This is a genomic window from Paenibacillus oceani (assembly GCF_014705615.1).
Classification (GTDB): Bacteria; Bacillota; Bacilli; order Paenibacillales; family NBRC-103111; genus Paenibacillus_AB; species Paenibacillus_AB oceani.
The window spans coordinates 1-13874 of the sequence record NZ_JACXJA010000005.1 but is presented as its reverse complement, the minus strand read 5'-3'; the positions used below and the strand labels follow the sequence as shown (position 1 = coordinate 13874).

Below are 13874 nucleotides of genomic sequence, written 5' to 3'. Positions count from 1 at the left end.
GCGGGCCTTCAAATACAAAACAATAAAAAGCCCGGCGCTCTCTGGTAAGAAAGCGCCGGGCTTTTTGGCGTGCCGCTGCAAAAGCGGATCGCCGGTTCGAAACGAACGGTGAAAGGCCGGAAGTTGTACGGCGGCAATTGTTAAGCGGATTAAGCTTTTTGGAAGGCAGGGTCTTCGAACGGATGCGCGATCCAGCCTTCGGTTTCGATAAAGAGGCGGACGGCGACGATTTTGCGGTTGTCCATAAGCGTGAAGAAGTGCGGCTTGTTCTCCGGAACGGAGATGACGTCGCCGGCTTCCAGCTCAACGTCGAAGTAACCGACATCGTCCGTACCTTTAATGATAAAGATCCCTTTACCCGCCGTAATTGCGCGAACTTCATCCTCCGTATGCGTGTGCACCTGCTCGAACTTTTTCAGCAGCTCCTCGAGGTTCGGCGTGGCGTCGGAGAGGGCGACGATATCCCAGGTCCGGTAACCGCGGCGTCCGGCCAGATCGCGAATTTCAGAGTCAAACGTGCTTAGGATTTGCTGCTTTTCTTCGTCGGAAAGGACGAATTTCTCCTGCAGCTCGGCAGGGAGCTTGCCTGGATTCCAGTGCTCGTAAAGCACCTCTTGCTTCTCCAGAAACGATTTCACATTTTGTTCGCCCTGGATGCGTTCATTCGTATTGCGGATGCGAATCTCTGCCATCGGTCTCCCTCTTTTCATTAGATGATTGCTTATTATTAGAGTATTATATTCGAAATTGGGCGCCGTGTCGATGGACGGGGACAATTTAATTCTTAAATTCCGATAAGAAAACATGAGAATTAGTTCTCTTTCGAAAACAGGCCGTTTCTGGTAGACTAACAGATACGGATACACGACACCGCTTCGAATCCGGCGGAATGCTACCCCGCCACGAAGTTACATAAAGATGCAGGAGAAAGCCGGAAGCGTCCGTCTCCAAGGGGAGTCCTTGTTGTCTCACCCGGAGGCGCGTCTTCGATGCAGACCAAGCGCAACCGGCGGAAGGAGAAGTATGGAGCTATATTTTCTAGGTACTGGAGCGGGCATGCCCTCCAAAGAACGCAACGTCACATCCATCGCGTTAACGCTCTACGACGAACGGGGGACGATGTGGCTGTTCGACTGCGGCGAAGGGACGCAGCACCAGATGCTGCGCTCTCCGCTCAAGGCGAGCCGGCTGGAGTTCATCTTCATTACTCATCTTCACGGGGATCATATTTACGGTTTGCCCGGGCTGCTGACCAGTCGGTCGAATCAGGGCGGTACGACGCCGCTCGTCCTGTTCGGTCCGCCGGGACTGGAGTCGCTTCTTGAGCCGGTACTCCGGCTTAGTCAAGCCCGGTTGTCCTACGAACTTACCTATCGCGAGATTCACGAAGGCACGGTCTATGAAGACGACCGGTTCGAGATCGGCTGCGAGCTGCTGGATCACCGAATCGACAGCTACGGTTACCGGATTGTCGAGAAGGACAAGCAGGGCAAGCTGGACGCTTCCAGGCTGAAGGAGCTCGGCGTTCCGGCGGGACCGCTCTATGGCCGGATCAAGCGGGGAGAGATAGTGGAGCTGCCGGACGGGACAATAGTGGACGGAGCCGCGTGCATCGGTGCGCCGATTCCGGGCAAAAAAATCGCAATTCTCGGAGACACCCGGCGCTGCGGAGCCGCGGTTCGGCTCGCGGCCGGGGCCGACGTGCTTGTCCATGAAGCGACGTTTGATGCGACGCTTGACGAATTGGCTCAGACGTATTATCATTCTACCGCCAAGGATGCGGCCTTAACGGCGGCCAGCGCCGGGGCGAAGTCGCTCATTCTGACCCACATCAGCTCGCGCTACCAGGAAGATGAGGTGACCCGGCTGCTGGAGGATGCCCGGGAGCACTTCGACGACACGCACATCGCCCGCGACCATTGGAGTTATACGATCGGGTAGTGCGCGGTCTACGGGACGGCTCAAGGAGAAAAAAGCCCGATTCAGCCTTACGCTGAAAAGGGCTTAACCTCACTATTCATCCGCGCTTTGGCGACTATCAGGAGTTCATCTCGTCTTCCATTTCGGATTGGAATCCCGAGATGCTTGCGCGGCGGTTTTCGTTTTTTTGCTCGATATCCTGTTTTTCAGTAGCGGATATTTCGTCAGCGTGCTCCGTTAAATAATTTTCGGCTTCTTCCAAGTTGCCGATCGTATTTTGCTTCATATTTTGCAGCTTTTCCGCATTGTCGGAACGATCGTCCGGTTTGGCCATTCTCAGTCCCTCCTTTCCGGGTGGAATCCATACCCGGATAAGATGCCACTTTTATCAAAAAATATACATGTGCGTTCAGCCGGACTGCTATAAGACGGAGAAGTTCCGGGAATGCTTACCAATACGGAGCTGTTATCCCCGCCCCGTCCATAGGCGGGAGCACAGTTTCCATTTCGTCTCATATAATGGGAAGTACGTCAGGTCGAGTTAAGCTCCAGCATAATGTGGGGAGGTATCCTTCATGGAAAAAGTTCATTTCATAGGAATAAAGGGTGCCGGGATGAGCGCGCTCGCGCAAGTTCTGCATGATACCGGATATCCGGTTCAGGGATCCGACGTGGATACCGAATTGTTTACCCAGAAGCCGCTTGAAACCAGGGGCATTCCGATGTACCGGTTTGGTGAAAGCGAATTCGGACAGGGACAGATTCGCGTCATCGCTTCGAATGCGTTCAAGGACGATCATCCGGAAATCGCCAAATGCGGCGAAGCCGGCATACCGGTAGAGCGGTATCATCATTTTCTCGGCGGATGGATTCGTCAGTTTACGAGTATCGCTGTTACGGGGGCACATGGCAAAACGACTACGACCGGGATGCTCGCCCATACGTTCGAGGGGGTGCAACCGACCTCTTACCTGATCGGGGACGGAACGGGCGCCGGGGTTGCGGACAGCACCTACTTCGTATTCGAGAGCTGCGAATACCGCAGACATTTTCTCGCCTACGAGCCCGACTACGCGATTATTACGAACATCGACTTTGATCATCCGGATTATTTTAGCGGCATGGACGACGTCATTTCGGCATTTCAGGAGATGGCGGAGCGTGTCAAGAAACATCTGGTCGCCTGCGGGGACGACTCGCAAGTGCGCCGAATGGCGAAGCCCAAAGTGCCGGTGCTTTACTACGGATTCGGCGAACATAACGAGCTGCGTGCGGAGCAAGTGCGTGCGGGGGCGGACGGGATGACGTTCGAGGTGTTTATGCACAACAATCCTTTAGGCACCTTTACCGTATCGGCGTACGGACGGCACAGCGTTCTTAATGCGCTTGCGGTCATCGGCGTCGCTCTCCTCGAGGATTTGAACATCGACCAGGTCAAGAGCCGGCTTGCCACATTCGGCGGAGTCAAACGGAGGTTCACCGAGAAACAGGTCAGGGGCAATGTCGTGATCGACGATTACGCGCATCATCCGACCGAGATTACCGCGACGCTGGATGCGGTAAGAGCCAAGTATCCAGGCAAAAAAGTGGTGTCCGTCTTCCAACCCCATACGTATTCGCGACTGGAAACGTTTATCGACGATTTTGCGAACTCGTTGTCCGGGTCCGACGAAGTATACTTATGCAACATCTTCGGTTCTGCACGTGAAAACAACGGCGGAGTATCGATCGAGTCGCTGATGGAAAAAATCCCGACCTCCCGTCACATTACCGAGAGCAATATCGGACAACTGGACGGATACAGCGATTGTGTCCTGCTGTTCATGGGAGCGGGGGATATTCAGAAGTATCAGTCGTGGTATGAAGCCAGATAAGGCAGAAGTATGAATTGTTGCACCAAATGCCGCCCTCTATCCCGGATAGAGGGTTTTTGTTATGCCCAAAACCCAGGACTTTCGTGCTATAATGGGTATTGTTGGGAATGTATTTTGTCGAAAGGGGTTTGGCTTTGAACGACAAGGTTGATTTGCTGGATCAGATGCTGCATATTACGACAGATTTATTTTTTGAGGCGGAGTCCAGCCTGCTGCTCGACGATTTGCCGGAGGCGCCTGCTACTATCCTGGATATCGGATGCGGCAACGGTGCTTATTTAGCGAATTTAAAGGAGCGTTATCCATCCGCCGCTTGTACCGGAGTTGAGCTGGACCGGCCGATGTACATGAAAGCCGCGCTTCGAAACGATCGGGGGATGAATCTGATCCACGGCAGCTATGAGCGGCTGGACGAGCAGAACGCATGGGATCTGATCATGGCCAGACTTGTCATCTTGCATATGGAGGACGTCGGGGGATTTGTAAAATGGGTTTGCAACCGTCTTCATCCTCTTTCGAGAGTTATAATCATCGATTTCGACGACGCGCGGTTGCAAGGAAACGATCGTCTGCCGCTGTTCCTCTCGCTGTATCGACAGGCACGGCAGTCTTTACGGGGCCGCAGAACGTTTCTTGAATTGCCGGACGTTCTAAAATTGGAGTTTCAATACGGAGGGCTCGCGGTTGTCGGGACAAAACGATATGCGGTCCGGGCGGATTCGCCTTCCAAGAAAGCGGCGTTGTACAGCTATATGAAGCTATCGACGAAATATTTGCTGGGCGAGCCCCTATCGGCGGAACGTGCGGACGAGCTGGACGAATGGTTACACGATCCGGATGCGGACATGGAGATTCCGATGTTCGGGATGAACTTTGCCCGGTCTCCTGTCGAGGGTTCAGGAGCGAAGGAGGCGATTTCCTCATGAACTGGTTCACGGATTATGAAGCTGAGTTAAGAGACGTATTCAGGGATGCAGAGCAGATGATCGGGGGATTCCCGCCGCCGCTTCATGAGCGCGGACTTGCCTATTTATACAAATTTCATCCGTATAAAGAGGGCAGCACCAAAAATTACATCTGTTATTTACTGCCGTTTTGGTTGAAGGAACTGGATCGGGTAAACGAGCGGACGTGCCGCGATATGGCTCTGGCCGGAGTGTTTGTGATGCTGCACTTTTTCGTGCAAGACGATTGTATGGATGAACCTCAAACGGAAATGAAGCAACAACTAGCATTAGCAAGTATGTTCCAATTGAAATTTCTCGAAGTTTACAGGAAGCATTTTGAAGTGGATTCCCCCTTCTGGAAGTATTTTCAGAAGTATATGACTGAATGGGCGACGAGTGTAGCTCAGGAGAACAACACCGACTATTTCAATAATCCGGTTAGGATCGCACATAAGGCAAGTCCAGTTAAGTTATCATCAACAGGTATTCTAATTAAATCAAGGGGCCTGCAGGAAATACAACGAGTATCGGACCGGGTTGACCAGGTGCTCATTACCCTGCAGATGTCTGACGACTGGGCGGATTGGGAGGAAGACCTGCAACAGCAAAATCAAAATGCTAATGGTCTGCTTACCTTTATTCAGTACGAAAGACAGTTGATGGATAAAACGCAGCTAAATAGTAATGTGGTGAGAACATTTCTGTATGTTCAATGCGGATTGTCCCGATATGCAGCAGCGGCAGCCAATAGGCATGAGATACTAATGAAGAATGACATCGGAACGCCACATCTCGATGACTTTCATCGCTATTTAGTATCTGGACTTCTAATGGATGCGGTTCGTATTGAAGATGAGAAGAGACGACTACTATCGGGTGGATTCTATCATTGGATGTCGAAAAACGCCTAATGAAAGGTAGATTTGTCATGAATTTCATGATACTATTAGTTCGTAAGACTCACTAATTAATGGGAAAGGGTGTCATAGATGTCGTCAGAAGAATTATTGAAAAAACAGATTATCGAGAAAGCTTGGGAAGATGCTTCCTTTAAGCAAAGGTTATTGAGCGACCCGAAAGCTGCGCTACGCGAAGCGTTCGGTGTAAATGTTCCAGATCATATTGAGCTGAAAGCAGTTGAAGAATCGCCTACGGAGTTTTATGTTGTAATTCCGCCTAATCCTTCCGAGTCGCAGGACGATGACGGCGCCGGGACAAACGGCGCCTGGTAATTATTCGGAATCAATTGCGACAGATGGGAACCGGATAATTGCTTCGGTTCCTATGCCTTTTTCGCTTTTGAACTCGATCTTTCCTTGCATCACTTCAATAATGCGGAAAGTAACCATAAGTCCAAGGCCGGTTCCTTTCGTTTTGCTAGAGAAGTAGGGCTCTCCCAGCCGGGAGAGCTCTTCGTCTTCCATCCCCTGACCGTTGTCACGGACATGAACGATAATCGTCTCGCGTTCCGTGCGGGCTTGGATTTCGATTAACCCTTCCCGCTCCAGAGCTTCTATACTATTTTTAATGATATTAACGAACGCTTGCTTAAACTTTGCGGAATTTCCCCGAATGTACAGATGTTCCGGGATATGCAGCCGGATTTCTCCACCTTGAAGATGCGCCATCGGCGCTAAAATCCCCACGATATGCTTGAATTCCTCCGATAAGTTCAACACCTTGATATCATCGAGCTGAGGCTTGGCAAACGTTAAAAAGTCGGTAATGATATCGGAAGCGCGGTCCAGCTCGACCAAAGCCAAATTCATATACGTTTTCTCCGAATTCTCCGCTCTCTTGCTAAGAAGCTGAAGGAAACCGCGGGTGACTTGAAGCGGATTGCGCACTTCGTGAGCGACGGATGCGGCCAGCTCGCTAATGATCTCCATCTTTTCATGCTTTTGCAGCCGGTTGTTGTAAAGCTCAAGCTCCTTCGTATAGTTAACAACCCTCTCGTGATCTCTGGCAAATTGCCGGGCTAGAATAATAATAAAGGCAACTACGAAACAAATGACCCCCCATTTCCAGAAGAACAGCTCGTAGTTTTTGGAACGAACATAAAACCATATTAGCTCCCCGATTCCGGTAGCAGCAAATACCGCAAATCCGGTAGACATAATGACGGCATCTTTATTACCTTTAAACGCTCTTATTACAGTAGTTGTGATGAGAATGATAAACTGAACAAGCATAACATAGCCGAGTAAAGTTACTGTGACAAAGTAGTAAACTTTTATATACTTTGCGTTTGTTAATTCATTGAGCAGCATACAAATTAGACAACAACACGAGTATGCCACCAATAGCTTTCGGTAACGCGATAACAGAGACTGACAGGAGCTTTCCAAAGCTTTCTCAATAAAAAAAGTCAAGGTCGGAAGGAAAATAAACAAAGCCAAGTCAAACAAAGTGAGGCTGAGCTGTCCGTATTTCCCCAAAAACGTATAAACAAACGGCGAATACGTCACGATCAAGACGCCAATCGTCAAAATGACGATCGACAGCGAGAGCCATTTGGACAAAAGCGACTTTTTCAAAATAAGGGAACAGATCAGCATAATGACCGAGAAGAAAACAAGCGATCCGCCCAGCATCATATCAAACAGATCGTTCTTGAAAAATCCCGGGAGCGTCCGTTCATAGTCCGCCAGCTTGATCGTCTGGTGAAGCCCGATCCGGTCGCTGAGCGTTTCGACCAACACATACACGGTTTCGCCCAGATCGTCCCGGTCAAGCGGCAGCGCCAGCTTGTAAACATCGTAGGAGTAGGGACGGGAAGACTCGAACAACACCCGGTCTCCGGCATAGATGACAATATGATGCCCGTACAATTTGTCGATAAACAGCCCGGGCTGTTTCCAGGCCGCTTGATCCGGCTTGGGGAGGTCGAACTTAATCCAGGCGGCAGAAAATTTATGCGGGATGTCCGGCACGGGGGTGTCTTTATCGGCGGAAACCCATTGATCCGTTATGCCCTTGGGATCGACGCCGGGGCCGAAGGAAGGGGTAGGTTCCCATCGAAACTGCCACTCCCGAATGTCATGGCTTTCCGTTATCTCTGCTCGAGCTTCGGGAGTTGCTGACAGCAGGGGGAGAATCAGCAAGGCAAGTCCCGTTACAACCAGTTTCCATACGACCTTCATGATAGCACCTCAAGCCTACATACATAGTAAAAAACACGTTGTGACTAAATTCGACTTGCTAGAATGGAACACCTTCTAAAATATGACATATTTCGAGAAGAATCAACATATTTTGACCCGCGTGATTTATTCGGACGGTTTTCCGGCGTGTAGGATACAGGGATGAAGGAGGTCTAAGAGGTTTGGGGATACGCAGAGTGCTCATCCGGCATAAAAAGGCACCCCAACAAAGGATGGGGCGCGATGTGTAGGAAGATGATCTTTGTCGGGCATAAAGTCAAGCGGAACGGGTGTTCATCCGTCCGATTACTGAACCCGGACAGCTGTGCCGCTGACCGCTACCATGAGCATGCCTTCGCGAACCACTTCGTAGTCGATGTCGATGCTTACAATCGCATTGGCACCGTATCGGGAAGCCATCGAGCGCATTTCCTCAAAAGCCATGTCCCGCGCTTCCTTCAGCTTGCTTTCGTATGCTCCGGAACGTCCGCCGACGATATCGGTAATGCTGGCGAAAATATCGCGCACGATGTTGGCGCCCATAATCGCTTCTCCGGTTACGACTGAAATGTACTCGACGATTGATTTTCCCTCGATGGAAGGTGTAGTTGTCAGAATCATGTGTAAATCCTCCTCGTGTGCGATAGCCTATTCTTATTTATGATATACTTTTCCATGAACTTTAAAAAGGGAAATTTTACGAGGGGCGGATATCAATGAGAGGGCTTGCAATCCTGCTTTCCTTTCATTTTTCCGGATTTTTGCTGAAAGAACTGCTTCACCTGCCCTTGCCGGCGAATGTAACCGGTCTGATCTTATTTGTGGCGGCTTTGTTTACCGGTCTTGTGAAGCTGGAGTGGGTGGAGGATACGGCCCAATTTTTGCTTCGTCATATGATGCTGTTTTTCGCTCCGTTTATAGTAGGGACGGTCGTATTCAGTAGAGTGATCGGGGAAAATGCGCTGGGAATGGCGCTTAGCCTCGTGATGGGAACGCTGCTCGTTCTGCTCATAACAGGCGCGGTTACGACCTGGCTCTCGGGAAAGGAGGAGCGCGGGTGAGCGGGGACGATTGGTGGAGTAATCCTTTATTTGGAGTCTCGGTCACGGTAGTCGCCTATGCGGCCGCCCTTCGGCTGCACGCGGTGAAACGATGGCTGCATCCGTTGTTCGTCTGCTCGGCTGCCTTGATCGTATTGCTCCTGGTAAGCGGCATTCCGTACGAATCTTACCGGGTCGGCGGGGATTTGCTCGTGTTTTGTCTCGGTCCGGCGACAGTGGCGCTTGGTGTCCCGATGTACAAACACACAACCCGTCTAAAGCGTCAATTTCGCGCAATCGCCGCAGGTGTGATCGCCGGCAGCTTGTGCGGGATGACGAGCAGCGCGTTTTTCATATGGCTGGCCGGAGGGAGCAAGGAACTGTTGCTTACGGCGCTGCCCAAATCGGTCAGTTCGCCGATATCGATTGAAATCGTCAGACTGCTGGGTGGAGTTCCCGAACTGGGAGCGGTGCTGACCGTCTTAACCGGTCTGGTAGGGAGCATGATCGGCCCCGGTTTTCTGAGAGCCGTAGGTATCCGCGGCGATGTGGCTATTGGTACGGCAATCGGCACCGGGTCGCATGGGATCGGGACGGCGAGAATTATTCGGGAATCGGAGCTGCAGGGGAGCGCGGGCGGTTTTGCGATGGGGCTGGCGGGAATCGTAACGTCTTTGCTGGCTATTCCGCTTTACTCGTTCTTGCAGTAATCAGCGAAGTTGGATGCGGTTATAACGGAATGCATAAAAACGGGTGACCCGATCCAATCCGAAGGATCAAAGGTCACCCGTTTTTAGTAACGGACGAGAGTCCGCTATTAGTGCGTATGCTGTTTCATCGCTTTATCCAGCCCGTTCCAACCGAGCAGCGAACAATTATGGCGGGCTCTCAGCTTATGAATGCCCGATAGGGACAAGGCGTCGCCGAGCTCGTCTTCGTCTTCGGGGATCTCGCCGTTCTTGATCATAGCGGTAAACGCTTCGATCAGATGCTGCGCTTCCGCAAACGTTTTGCCCTTCACGAGACCGGTCATCATCGAGCAGGACGCCATGCTGATTGAACAGCCTTCCCCTTCAAATTTTACGTCCTTAATTTTCTGGTTGTCGTCCACCGTCATGTACAGCACCATAACATCGCCGCAAGTAGGGTTTTTATATGGGAACTGGATCGAGCCCTCCCCCTCGAGCTTACCTTTATTCCGGGGATTTTTGTAATGATCCATGACGATTTGTTTGTATAAATTTTCCAGCAAAAGATTCACCTCACGTTTGGACAATCAGGATAAGTACAACTCATTCCTTTTATTGTACACCAATTTCGGTTCGTTGAAAACAAGTACGGCGCAAGAGCGGCGACAACGAGCTTCAAGCCCTCCCGTCCCGGAGGAATGCAACCCTTGGAGCGGCATCTCCGATACGCCTTTGCGCGGATATTCGCCCTGCAGACGAACTCCGGTTTCCTCAACTATTTGTATGCTTCATTTTCGGATTCATTCGGACCGGCATTTTTATCAGATTCGAGAGGGACTTGGGCTAATGAAGTTTAACCAAAATCGGATGTTTTTGCTCGAAGGGGACAAACTAGGAGATGGGTTACGGATTGCAGCCAGGGAGGGGAACCGCTATGCAGCTCAAAAACAGGGATTACGCCGTCATCAGGCAAGCGCTGAAAGTGGCGATGGAGCAAGATGACAACCAACAGGCGTCTTACAGCTACCGGGAAGTGCTGGCAAAGCTTGCGAACGGAAGCGTGGCCGAATATCCGGATGAAGGATACAAAGGCGAATCCGACGGGTTCCGTTTCGATTACGACGATGCCTCGGAGTACTGACTGCTGGCGCAAGAAGCCGGAAAAATGGACGTCCCGGGTGAGGAAATAATAATATTTTCCGGGAAAGCGCAGGAAATGACAAGAGCCGATACGATTCTTTTTGCAATAGTCTGATAATTTAGTTAGGAATGACAAATCGCCGCCGAACAGGCGGTTTTTTGTCGTTCGCTCCCGTTTTTAGCCGAATAGATGAGCGGCGGTCATCCTTCGTGAATCATCGAATCACAGTTGTCATACGAACGTATATTCTGTACAATTAATAATAAAACGTTAAGTGAGGAAAACCGTATGAACCGGCTACCGGTAAAGTGCCTCCATCGAAGAGATGATCGACAAAATCAAACACGCCTGAGCTGATGAGCCAGGTTACGTATTGGCACGCGATCGAGCCTATTGTGGATTACGTTTAATGATATAGCAAGCGTCAATTAAGAGGTGTCCCATGATGTTAAAAAAGAAGCAGCTTACGCAGCTGATCCAGGATTTAAGGGCAGATGAAAACATAGTCAATTGGCACGAAGTCGAGCCGGTAGAAGCTAAATCTAAACCTATGCCTGACAGCGTAGACCCGAGAATAAAAGCTGCGTTAACCAACCGGGGGATAGAACAGCTGTATACGCACCAATACACAGCCTACGAAACAGTACGTAAAAGCGAAAATATTGTAGCCGTAACCCCGACAGCTTCGGGAAAAACGCTCTGTTATAACCTTCCCGTCCTACAAGCGATTGCGGAAGACGACGGCAGCCGCGCCCTTTACCTGTTCCCGACGAAAGCTCTGGCACAAGACCAAAAAAGCGAACTAAACGAAATCATTACCGAAATGGGGATCGACATTAAGAGTTTTACTTACGACGGCGATACTTCCCCGGCTATACGTCAACTTGTAAGGACAGTAGGCCATATCGTAATTACTAACCCCGATATGCTGCACGCTGCCATACTTCCGCACCATACGAAGTGGGTGAGCTTGTTTAGTAATCTAAAATTTATAGTCATTGATGAATTGCATACGTACAGGGGGGTATTCGGCAGCCATGTAGCAAATGTGATACGAAGGCTCAACAGAATCTGCGAATTTTATGGCAGCAATCCCCTATTTATTTGCACTTCCGCAACAATTGCGAATCCGAAGGAGCTGGCGGAGCAGTTAACTGGGAAGCCGATGCGGTTAATTGACGACAATGGCGCGCCGAGAGGACGGAAGCACTTTGTTTTTTACAATCCGCCAGTTGTCAATAAAGCGCTAAATATCCGTAAAAGCGCTGTAGTAGCGGTAAATAACCTAGCCAAGGAATTTTTGGCGAATAAAGTACAAACGATCGTTTTTGCCCGAAGCCGGGTAAGAGTTGAGATCATACTAAGTCATTTACAGGAACTTATTAAAAATGACATTGGATCGAAATCCATAAGAGGTTACCGGGGCGGCTATTTGCCGCAACAGCGGCGCGAAATTGAGAAAGGCTTGAGGAGCGGCGACATTCTTGGAGTTGTAAGTACGAATGCTTTAGAACTCGGCGTAGACATCGGACAGCTGCAAGTCTGCATCATGACAGGTTATCCCGGAAGCGTCGCTAGTACTTGGCAGCAAGCAGGCCGGGCTGGCAGACGGCATGGCGAAGCCCTGGTAGTGATGGTAGCCAGCAATACGCCAATAGACCAGTATGTCGTCCAGAATCCCGAATACTTCTTCGACAGATCGCCGGAATCCGCCAGGATCAACCCGGAAAATCTCATCATTCTGGTGGACCATTTACGTTGCGCGGCTTATGAACTCCCGATGAAAAGAGGGGAAGAATTTGGGCCGCTGGAAGTTGCGGATCTTTTAGAATACCTGGTAGAACAAAAGGTGCTGCACCAGGCCGGGGATACGTTTTACTGGGCGAATCAATCGTTCCCGGCTAGCGAAGTAAGCCTGCGTTCGGCAGCACAGGAAAATGTAGTTATCGTAGACCAGTCAGACATAGCAAACGTTAAAATTATCGGCGAGATGGACCGCTTTAGCGCTATGACCTTGCTGCATGACGAAGCCATATATTTGCATGAAGGGGTACAATATCAAGTCGAGAAGCTGGACTGGGACCATAAAAAAGCCTTTGTACGCGAAGTAGACGTAGAATATTACACCGACGCAAACCTGGCAGTAAAGCTTAAAGTCTTAGATATTGACAGAACGGAAACCAGGCGAGTGGGTTCCATTAACCACGGCGAAGTCCAGGTAAATGCTATGCCGACGATTTTTAAGAAAATTCGGCTGACCACTTTCGAAAATATCGGGTACGGTCCTATCAACTTGCCCGAAGAAGAATTGCATACCAGCGCGACCTGGATCGAATTAAAAGAGGTGGACCCAACTCTAGGGACGAAAACGCTGGAACAACTGCTAGTGGGAATATCCAATGTATTCAGGCATATCGTCCCGATTCATGTCATGTGTGACCGCAGCGATATTCACGTAGTTTCTCAAATAAGGGCCGAACATACGCAACTGCCTACGATTTTCATTTATGACCATTATCCGGGCGGTATCGGATTGGCCGAAGACGTCTACAAGCGGTTCGATGAAATAAAGGCGTCTGCGCGAAATCTGATTCGAAAATGTCCCTGCGAAGATGGCTGCCCGTCGTGTATCGGTACGGAAATAGAAGGCTTTCATGCGAAGCAAAAAAGCATAGAATTGTTGGGGGTAATATGAATAGTCATGGTTGGATGACCCCATTGATGCATAGTTTTCGCAAACTCGTGACTTTAGTCATGAGTTAGAAAACATCGGATAGGGCGTGGCTTATGCCACGTTAACTATCCGATACATGTTTAGGTGACTATTACAACAATCCCTTTAATGTCAAGGTTTCTATAGGTGAACCACGCTGACATATGTTACCCTGTAATCAGAGGTGATTATATGTCAGAAATAAAGCGTGGTCGTGGTTACGTCTATGCGATTCAGTACCACATCGTATGGTGCGTAAAGTACCGACACAAGATACTTGTGGAAGAAATCGACGTAAGACTAAAAGAAATTCTTGTTCAGATTGCATCCGATAACAACTTCACTATATCTGAAATTAAAAGCGACTCCGATCACATTCATCTCTTAGTGGACTGTACACCACAGCA

Annotated in this window: 15 protein-coding genes; 10 read left to right on the top strand and 5 right to left on the bottom strand. The window is 49.9% G+C overall.

Annotated elements, in window-relative coordinates; all coding sequences use genetic code 11:
• Positions 1 to 149: 149 nt before the first annotated feature.
• A complete protein-coding gene (locus IDH45_RS03670; RefSeq protein WP_190924808.1) occupies positions 150 to 692 on the bottom strand; it encodes a 1,2-dihydroxy-3-keto-5-methylthiopentene dioxygenase in 543 nt (180 codons plus the stop codon).
• Between the two features lie 331 nt (positions 693 to 1023).
• Here IDH45_RS03670 and rnz point away from each other — a divergent pair, with 331 nt between their 5' ends.
• Positions 1024 to 1941: a ribonuclease Z gene (rnz, locus tag IDH45_RS03665; protein ID WP_190924806.1), complete on the top strand. Its 918-nt coding sequence runs from the start codon at positions 1024 to 1026 to the stop codon at positions 1939 to 1941.
• Between the two features lie 97 nt (positions 1942 to 2038).
• Here the strand turns inward: rnz and tlp are convergent, their stop codons facing one another.
• Positions 2039 to 2254: a small acid-soluble spore protein Tlp gene (tlp, locus tag IDH45_RS03660; protein ID WP_190924804.1), complete on the bottom strand. Its 216-nt coding sequence runs from the start codon at positions 2252 to 2254 to the stop codon at positions 2039 to 2041.
• A 241-nt stretch (positions 2255 to 2495) separates the two neighbouring features.
• Between tlp and murC the strand changes: the two genes are divergently transcribed.
• The 4 genes from murC to IDH45_RS03640 all read left to right on the top strand — a co-directional run bounded on the left by murC (position 2496) and on the right by IDH45_RS03640 (position 5973).
• The gene (gene murC, locus IDH45_RS03655; RefSeq protein ID WP_190924802.1) at positions 2496 to 3794 is read left to right on the top strand and encodes a UDP-N-acetylmuramate--L-alanine ligase; all 1299 of its coding nucleotides are present in this window, start codon (positions 2496 to 2498) and stop codon (positions 3792 to 3794) included.
• Positions 3795 to 3928: 134 nt separating this feature from the next.
• The gene (locus IDH45_RS03650) at positions 3929 to 4720 is read left to right on the top strand and encodes a class I SAM-dependent methyltransferase (protein WP_190924800.1); all 792 of its coding nucleotides are present in this window, start codon (positions 3929 to 3931) and stop codon (positions 4718 to 4720) included.
• Positions 4717 to 5652 carry a hypothetical protein gene (locus IDH45_RS03645; RefSeq protein WP_190924798.1) on the top strand — a complete coding sequence of 312 codons (936 nt, stop codon included), beginning with the start codon at positions 4717 to 4719 and terminating at the stop codon, positions 5650 to 5652. Before IDH45_RS03650 ends, IDH45_RS03645 begins: the two co-directional genes overlap by 4 nt.
• A gap of 78 nt (positions 5653 to 5730) precedes the next feature.
• Complete coding sequence (locus IDH45_RS03640) at positions 5731 to 5973, top strand: NHLP leader peptide family RiPP precursor (protein ID WP_190924797.1); 243 nt, start codon at positions 5731 to 5733, stop codon at positions 5971 to 5973.
• On the opposite strand, the gene IDH45_RS03635 is transcribed toward IDH45_RS03640, so the two are convergent.
• Together IDH45_RS03635 and IDH45_RS03630 are read right to left on the bottom strand one after the other, a co-directional pair.
• Positions 5974 to 7884: a sensor histidine kinase gene (locus IDH45_RS03635; RefSeq protein WP_190924795.1), complete on the bottom strand. Its 1911-nt coding sequence runs from the start codon at positions 7882 to 7884 to the stop codon at positions 5974 to 5976.
• A 306-nt stretch (positions 7885 to 8190) separates the two neighbouring features.
• Positions 8191 to 8505: a heavy metal-binding domain-containing protein gene (locus tag IDH45_RS03630; RefSeq protein ID WP_190924794.1), complete on the bottom strand. Its 315-nt coding sequence runs from the start codon at positions 8503 to 8505 to the stop codon at positions 8191 to 8193.
• 95 nt (positions 8506 to 8600) lie between these two features.
• On the opposite strand from IDH45_RS03630, the gene IDH45_RS03625 reads away from it, so the two are divergent.
• Both IDH45_RS03625 and IDH45_RS03620 read left to right on the top strand, forming a co-directional pair.
• Entirely contained in the window at positions 8601 to 8945 is a 345-nt protein-coding gene (locus IDH45_RS03625) for a CidA/LrgA family protein (RefSeq protein WP_190924792.1), read from the top strand.
• The gene (locus IDH45_RS03620; RefSeq protein WP_190924790.1) at positions 8942 to 9634 is read left to right on the top strand and encodes an LrgB family protein; all 693 of its coding nucleotides are present in this window, start codon (positions 8942 to 8944) and stop codon (positions 9632 to 9634) included. The genes IDH45_RS03625 and IDH45_RS03620 overlap by 4 nt, the downstream gene beginning before the upstream one ends.
• A gap of 107 nt (positions 9635 to 9741) precedes the next feature.
• Here IDH45_RS03620 and sufU read toward each other — a convergent pair whose 3' ends face one another.
• Positions 9742 to 10176 (bottom strand): Fe-S cluster assembly sulfur transfer protein SufU, encoded by a 435-nt coding sequence (gene sufU, locus IDH45_RS03615; RefSeq protein ID WP_190924788.1) that lies wholly within the window; start codon positions 10174 to 10176, stop codon positions 9742 to 9744.
• Between the two features lie 371 nt (positions 10177 to 10547).
• Here sufU and IDH45_RS03610 point away from each other — a divergent pair, with 371 nt between their 5' ends.
• The 3 genes from IDH45_RS03610 to tnpA form a co-directional block, all read left to right on the top strand.
• Positions 10548 to 10754, top strand: a complete 207-nt coding sequence (locus tag IDH45_RS03610) for a hypothetical protein (RefSeq protein WP_190924786.1) — start codon at positions 10548 to 10550, stop codon at positions 10752 to 10754.
• A 445-nt stretch (positions 10755 to 11199) separates the two neighbouring features.
• A complete protein-coding gene (locus IDH45_RS03605; RefSeq protein WP_190925398.1) occupies positions 11200 to 13449 on the top strand; it encodes a DEAD/DEAH box helicase in 2250 nt (749 codons plus the stop codon).
• A 210-nt stretch (positions 13450 to 13659) separates the two neighbouring features.
• On the top strand, positions 13660 to 13874 hold a 215-nt coding region (tnpA, locus tag IDH45_RS03600; protein ID WP_190924784.1), incomplete at its 3' end, for an IS200/IS605 family transposase.

What these genes read in the sequence shown, in the direction of transcription:
- IDH45_RS03670 (WP_190924808.1), bottom strand. Translation starts at nt 692, where the DNA reads ATGGCAGAGATTCGCATCCGCAATACGAATGAACGCATCCAGGGCGAA.
- rnz (WP_190924806.1), top strand. Translation starts at nt 1,024, where the DNA reads ATGGAGCTATATTTTCTAGGTACTGGAGCGGGCATGCCCTCCAAAGAA.
- tlp (WP_190924804.1), bottom strand. Translation starts at nt 2,254, where the DNA reads ATGGCCAAACCGGACGATCGTTCCGACAATGCGGAAAAGCTGCAAAAT.
- murC (WP_190924802.1), top strand. Translation starts at nt 2,496, where the DNA reads ATGGAAAAAGTTCATTTCATAGGAATAAAGGGTGCCGGGATGAGCGCG.
- IDH45_RS03645 (WP_190924798.1), top strand. Translation starts at nt 4,717, where the DNA reads ATGAACTGGTTCACGGATTATGAAGCTGAGTTAAGAGACGTATTCAGG.
- IDH45_RS03640 (WP_190924797.1), top strand. Translation starts at nt 5,731, where the DNA reads ATGTCGTCAGAAGAATTATTGAAAAAACAGATTATCGAGAAAGCTTGG.
- IDH45_RS03635 (WP_190924795.1), bottom strand. Translation starts at nt 7,884, where the DNA reads ATGAAGGTCGTATGGAAACTGGTTGTAACGGGACTTGCCTTGCTGATT.
- IDH45_RS03630 (WP_190924794.1), bottom strand. Translation starts at nt 8,505, where the DNA reads ATGATTCTGACAACTACACCTTCCATCGAGGGAAAATCAATCGTCGAG.
- IDH45_RS03625 (WP_190924792.1), top strand. Translation starts at nt 8,601, where the DNA reads ATGAGAGGGCTTGCAATCCTGCTTTCCTTTCATTTTTCCGGATTTTTG.
- IDH45_RS03610 (WP_190924786.1), top strand. Translation starts at nt 10,548, where the DNA reads ATGCAGCTCAAAAACAGGGATTACGCCGTCATCAGGCAAGCGCTGAAA.
- IDH45_RS03605 (WP_190925398.1), top strand. Translation starts at nt 11,200, where the DNA reads ATGTTAAAAAAGAAGCAGCTTACGCAGCTGATCCAGGATTTAAGGGCA.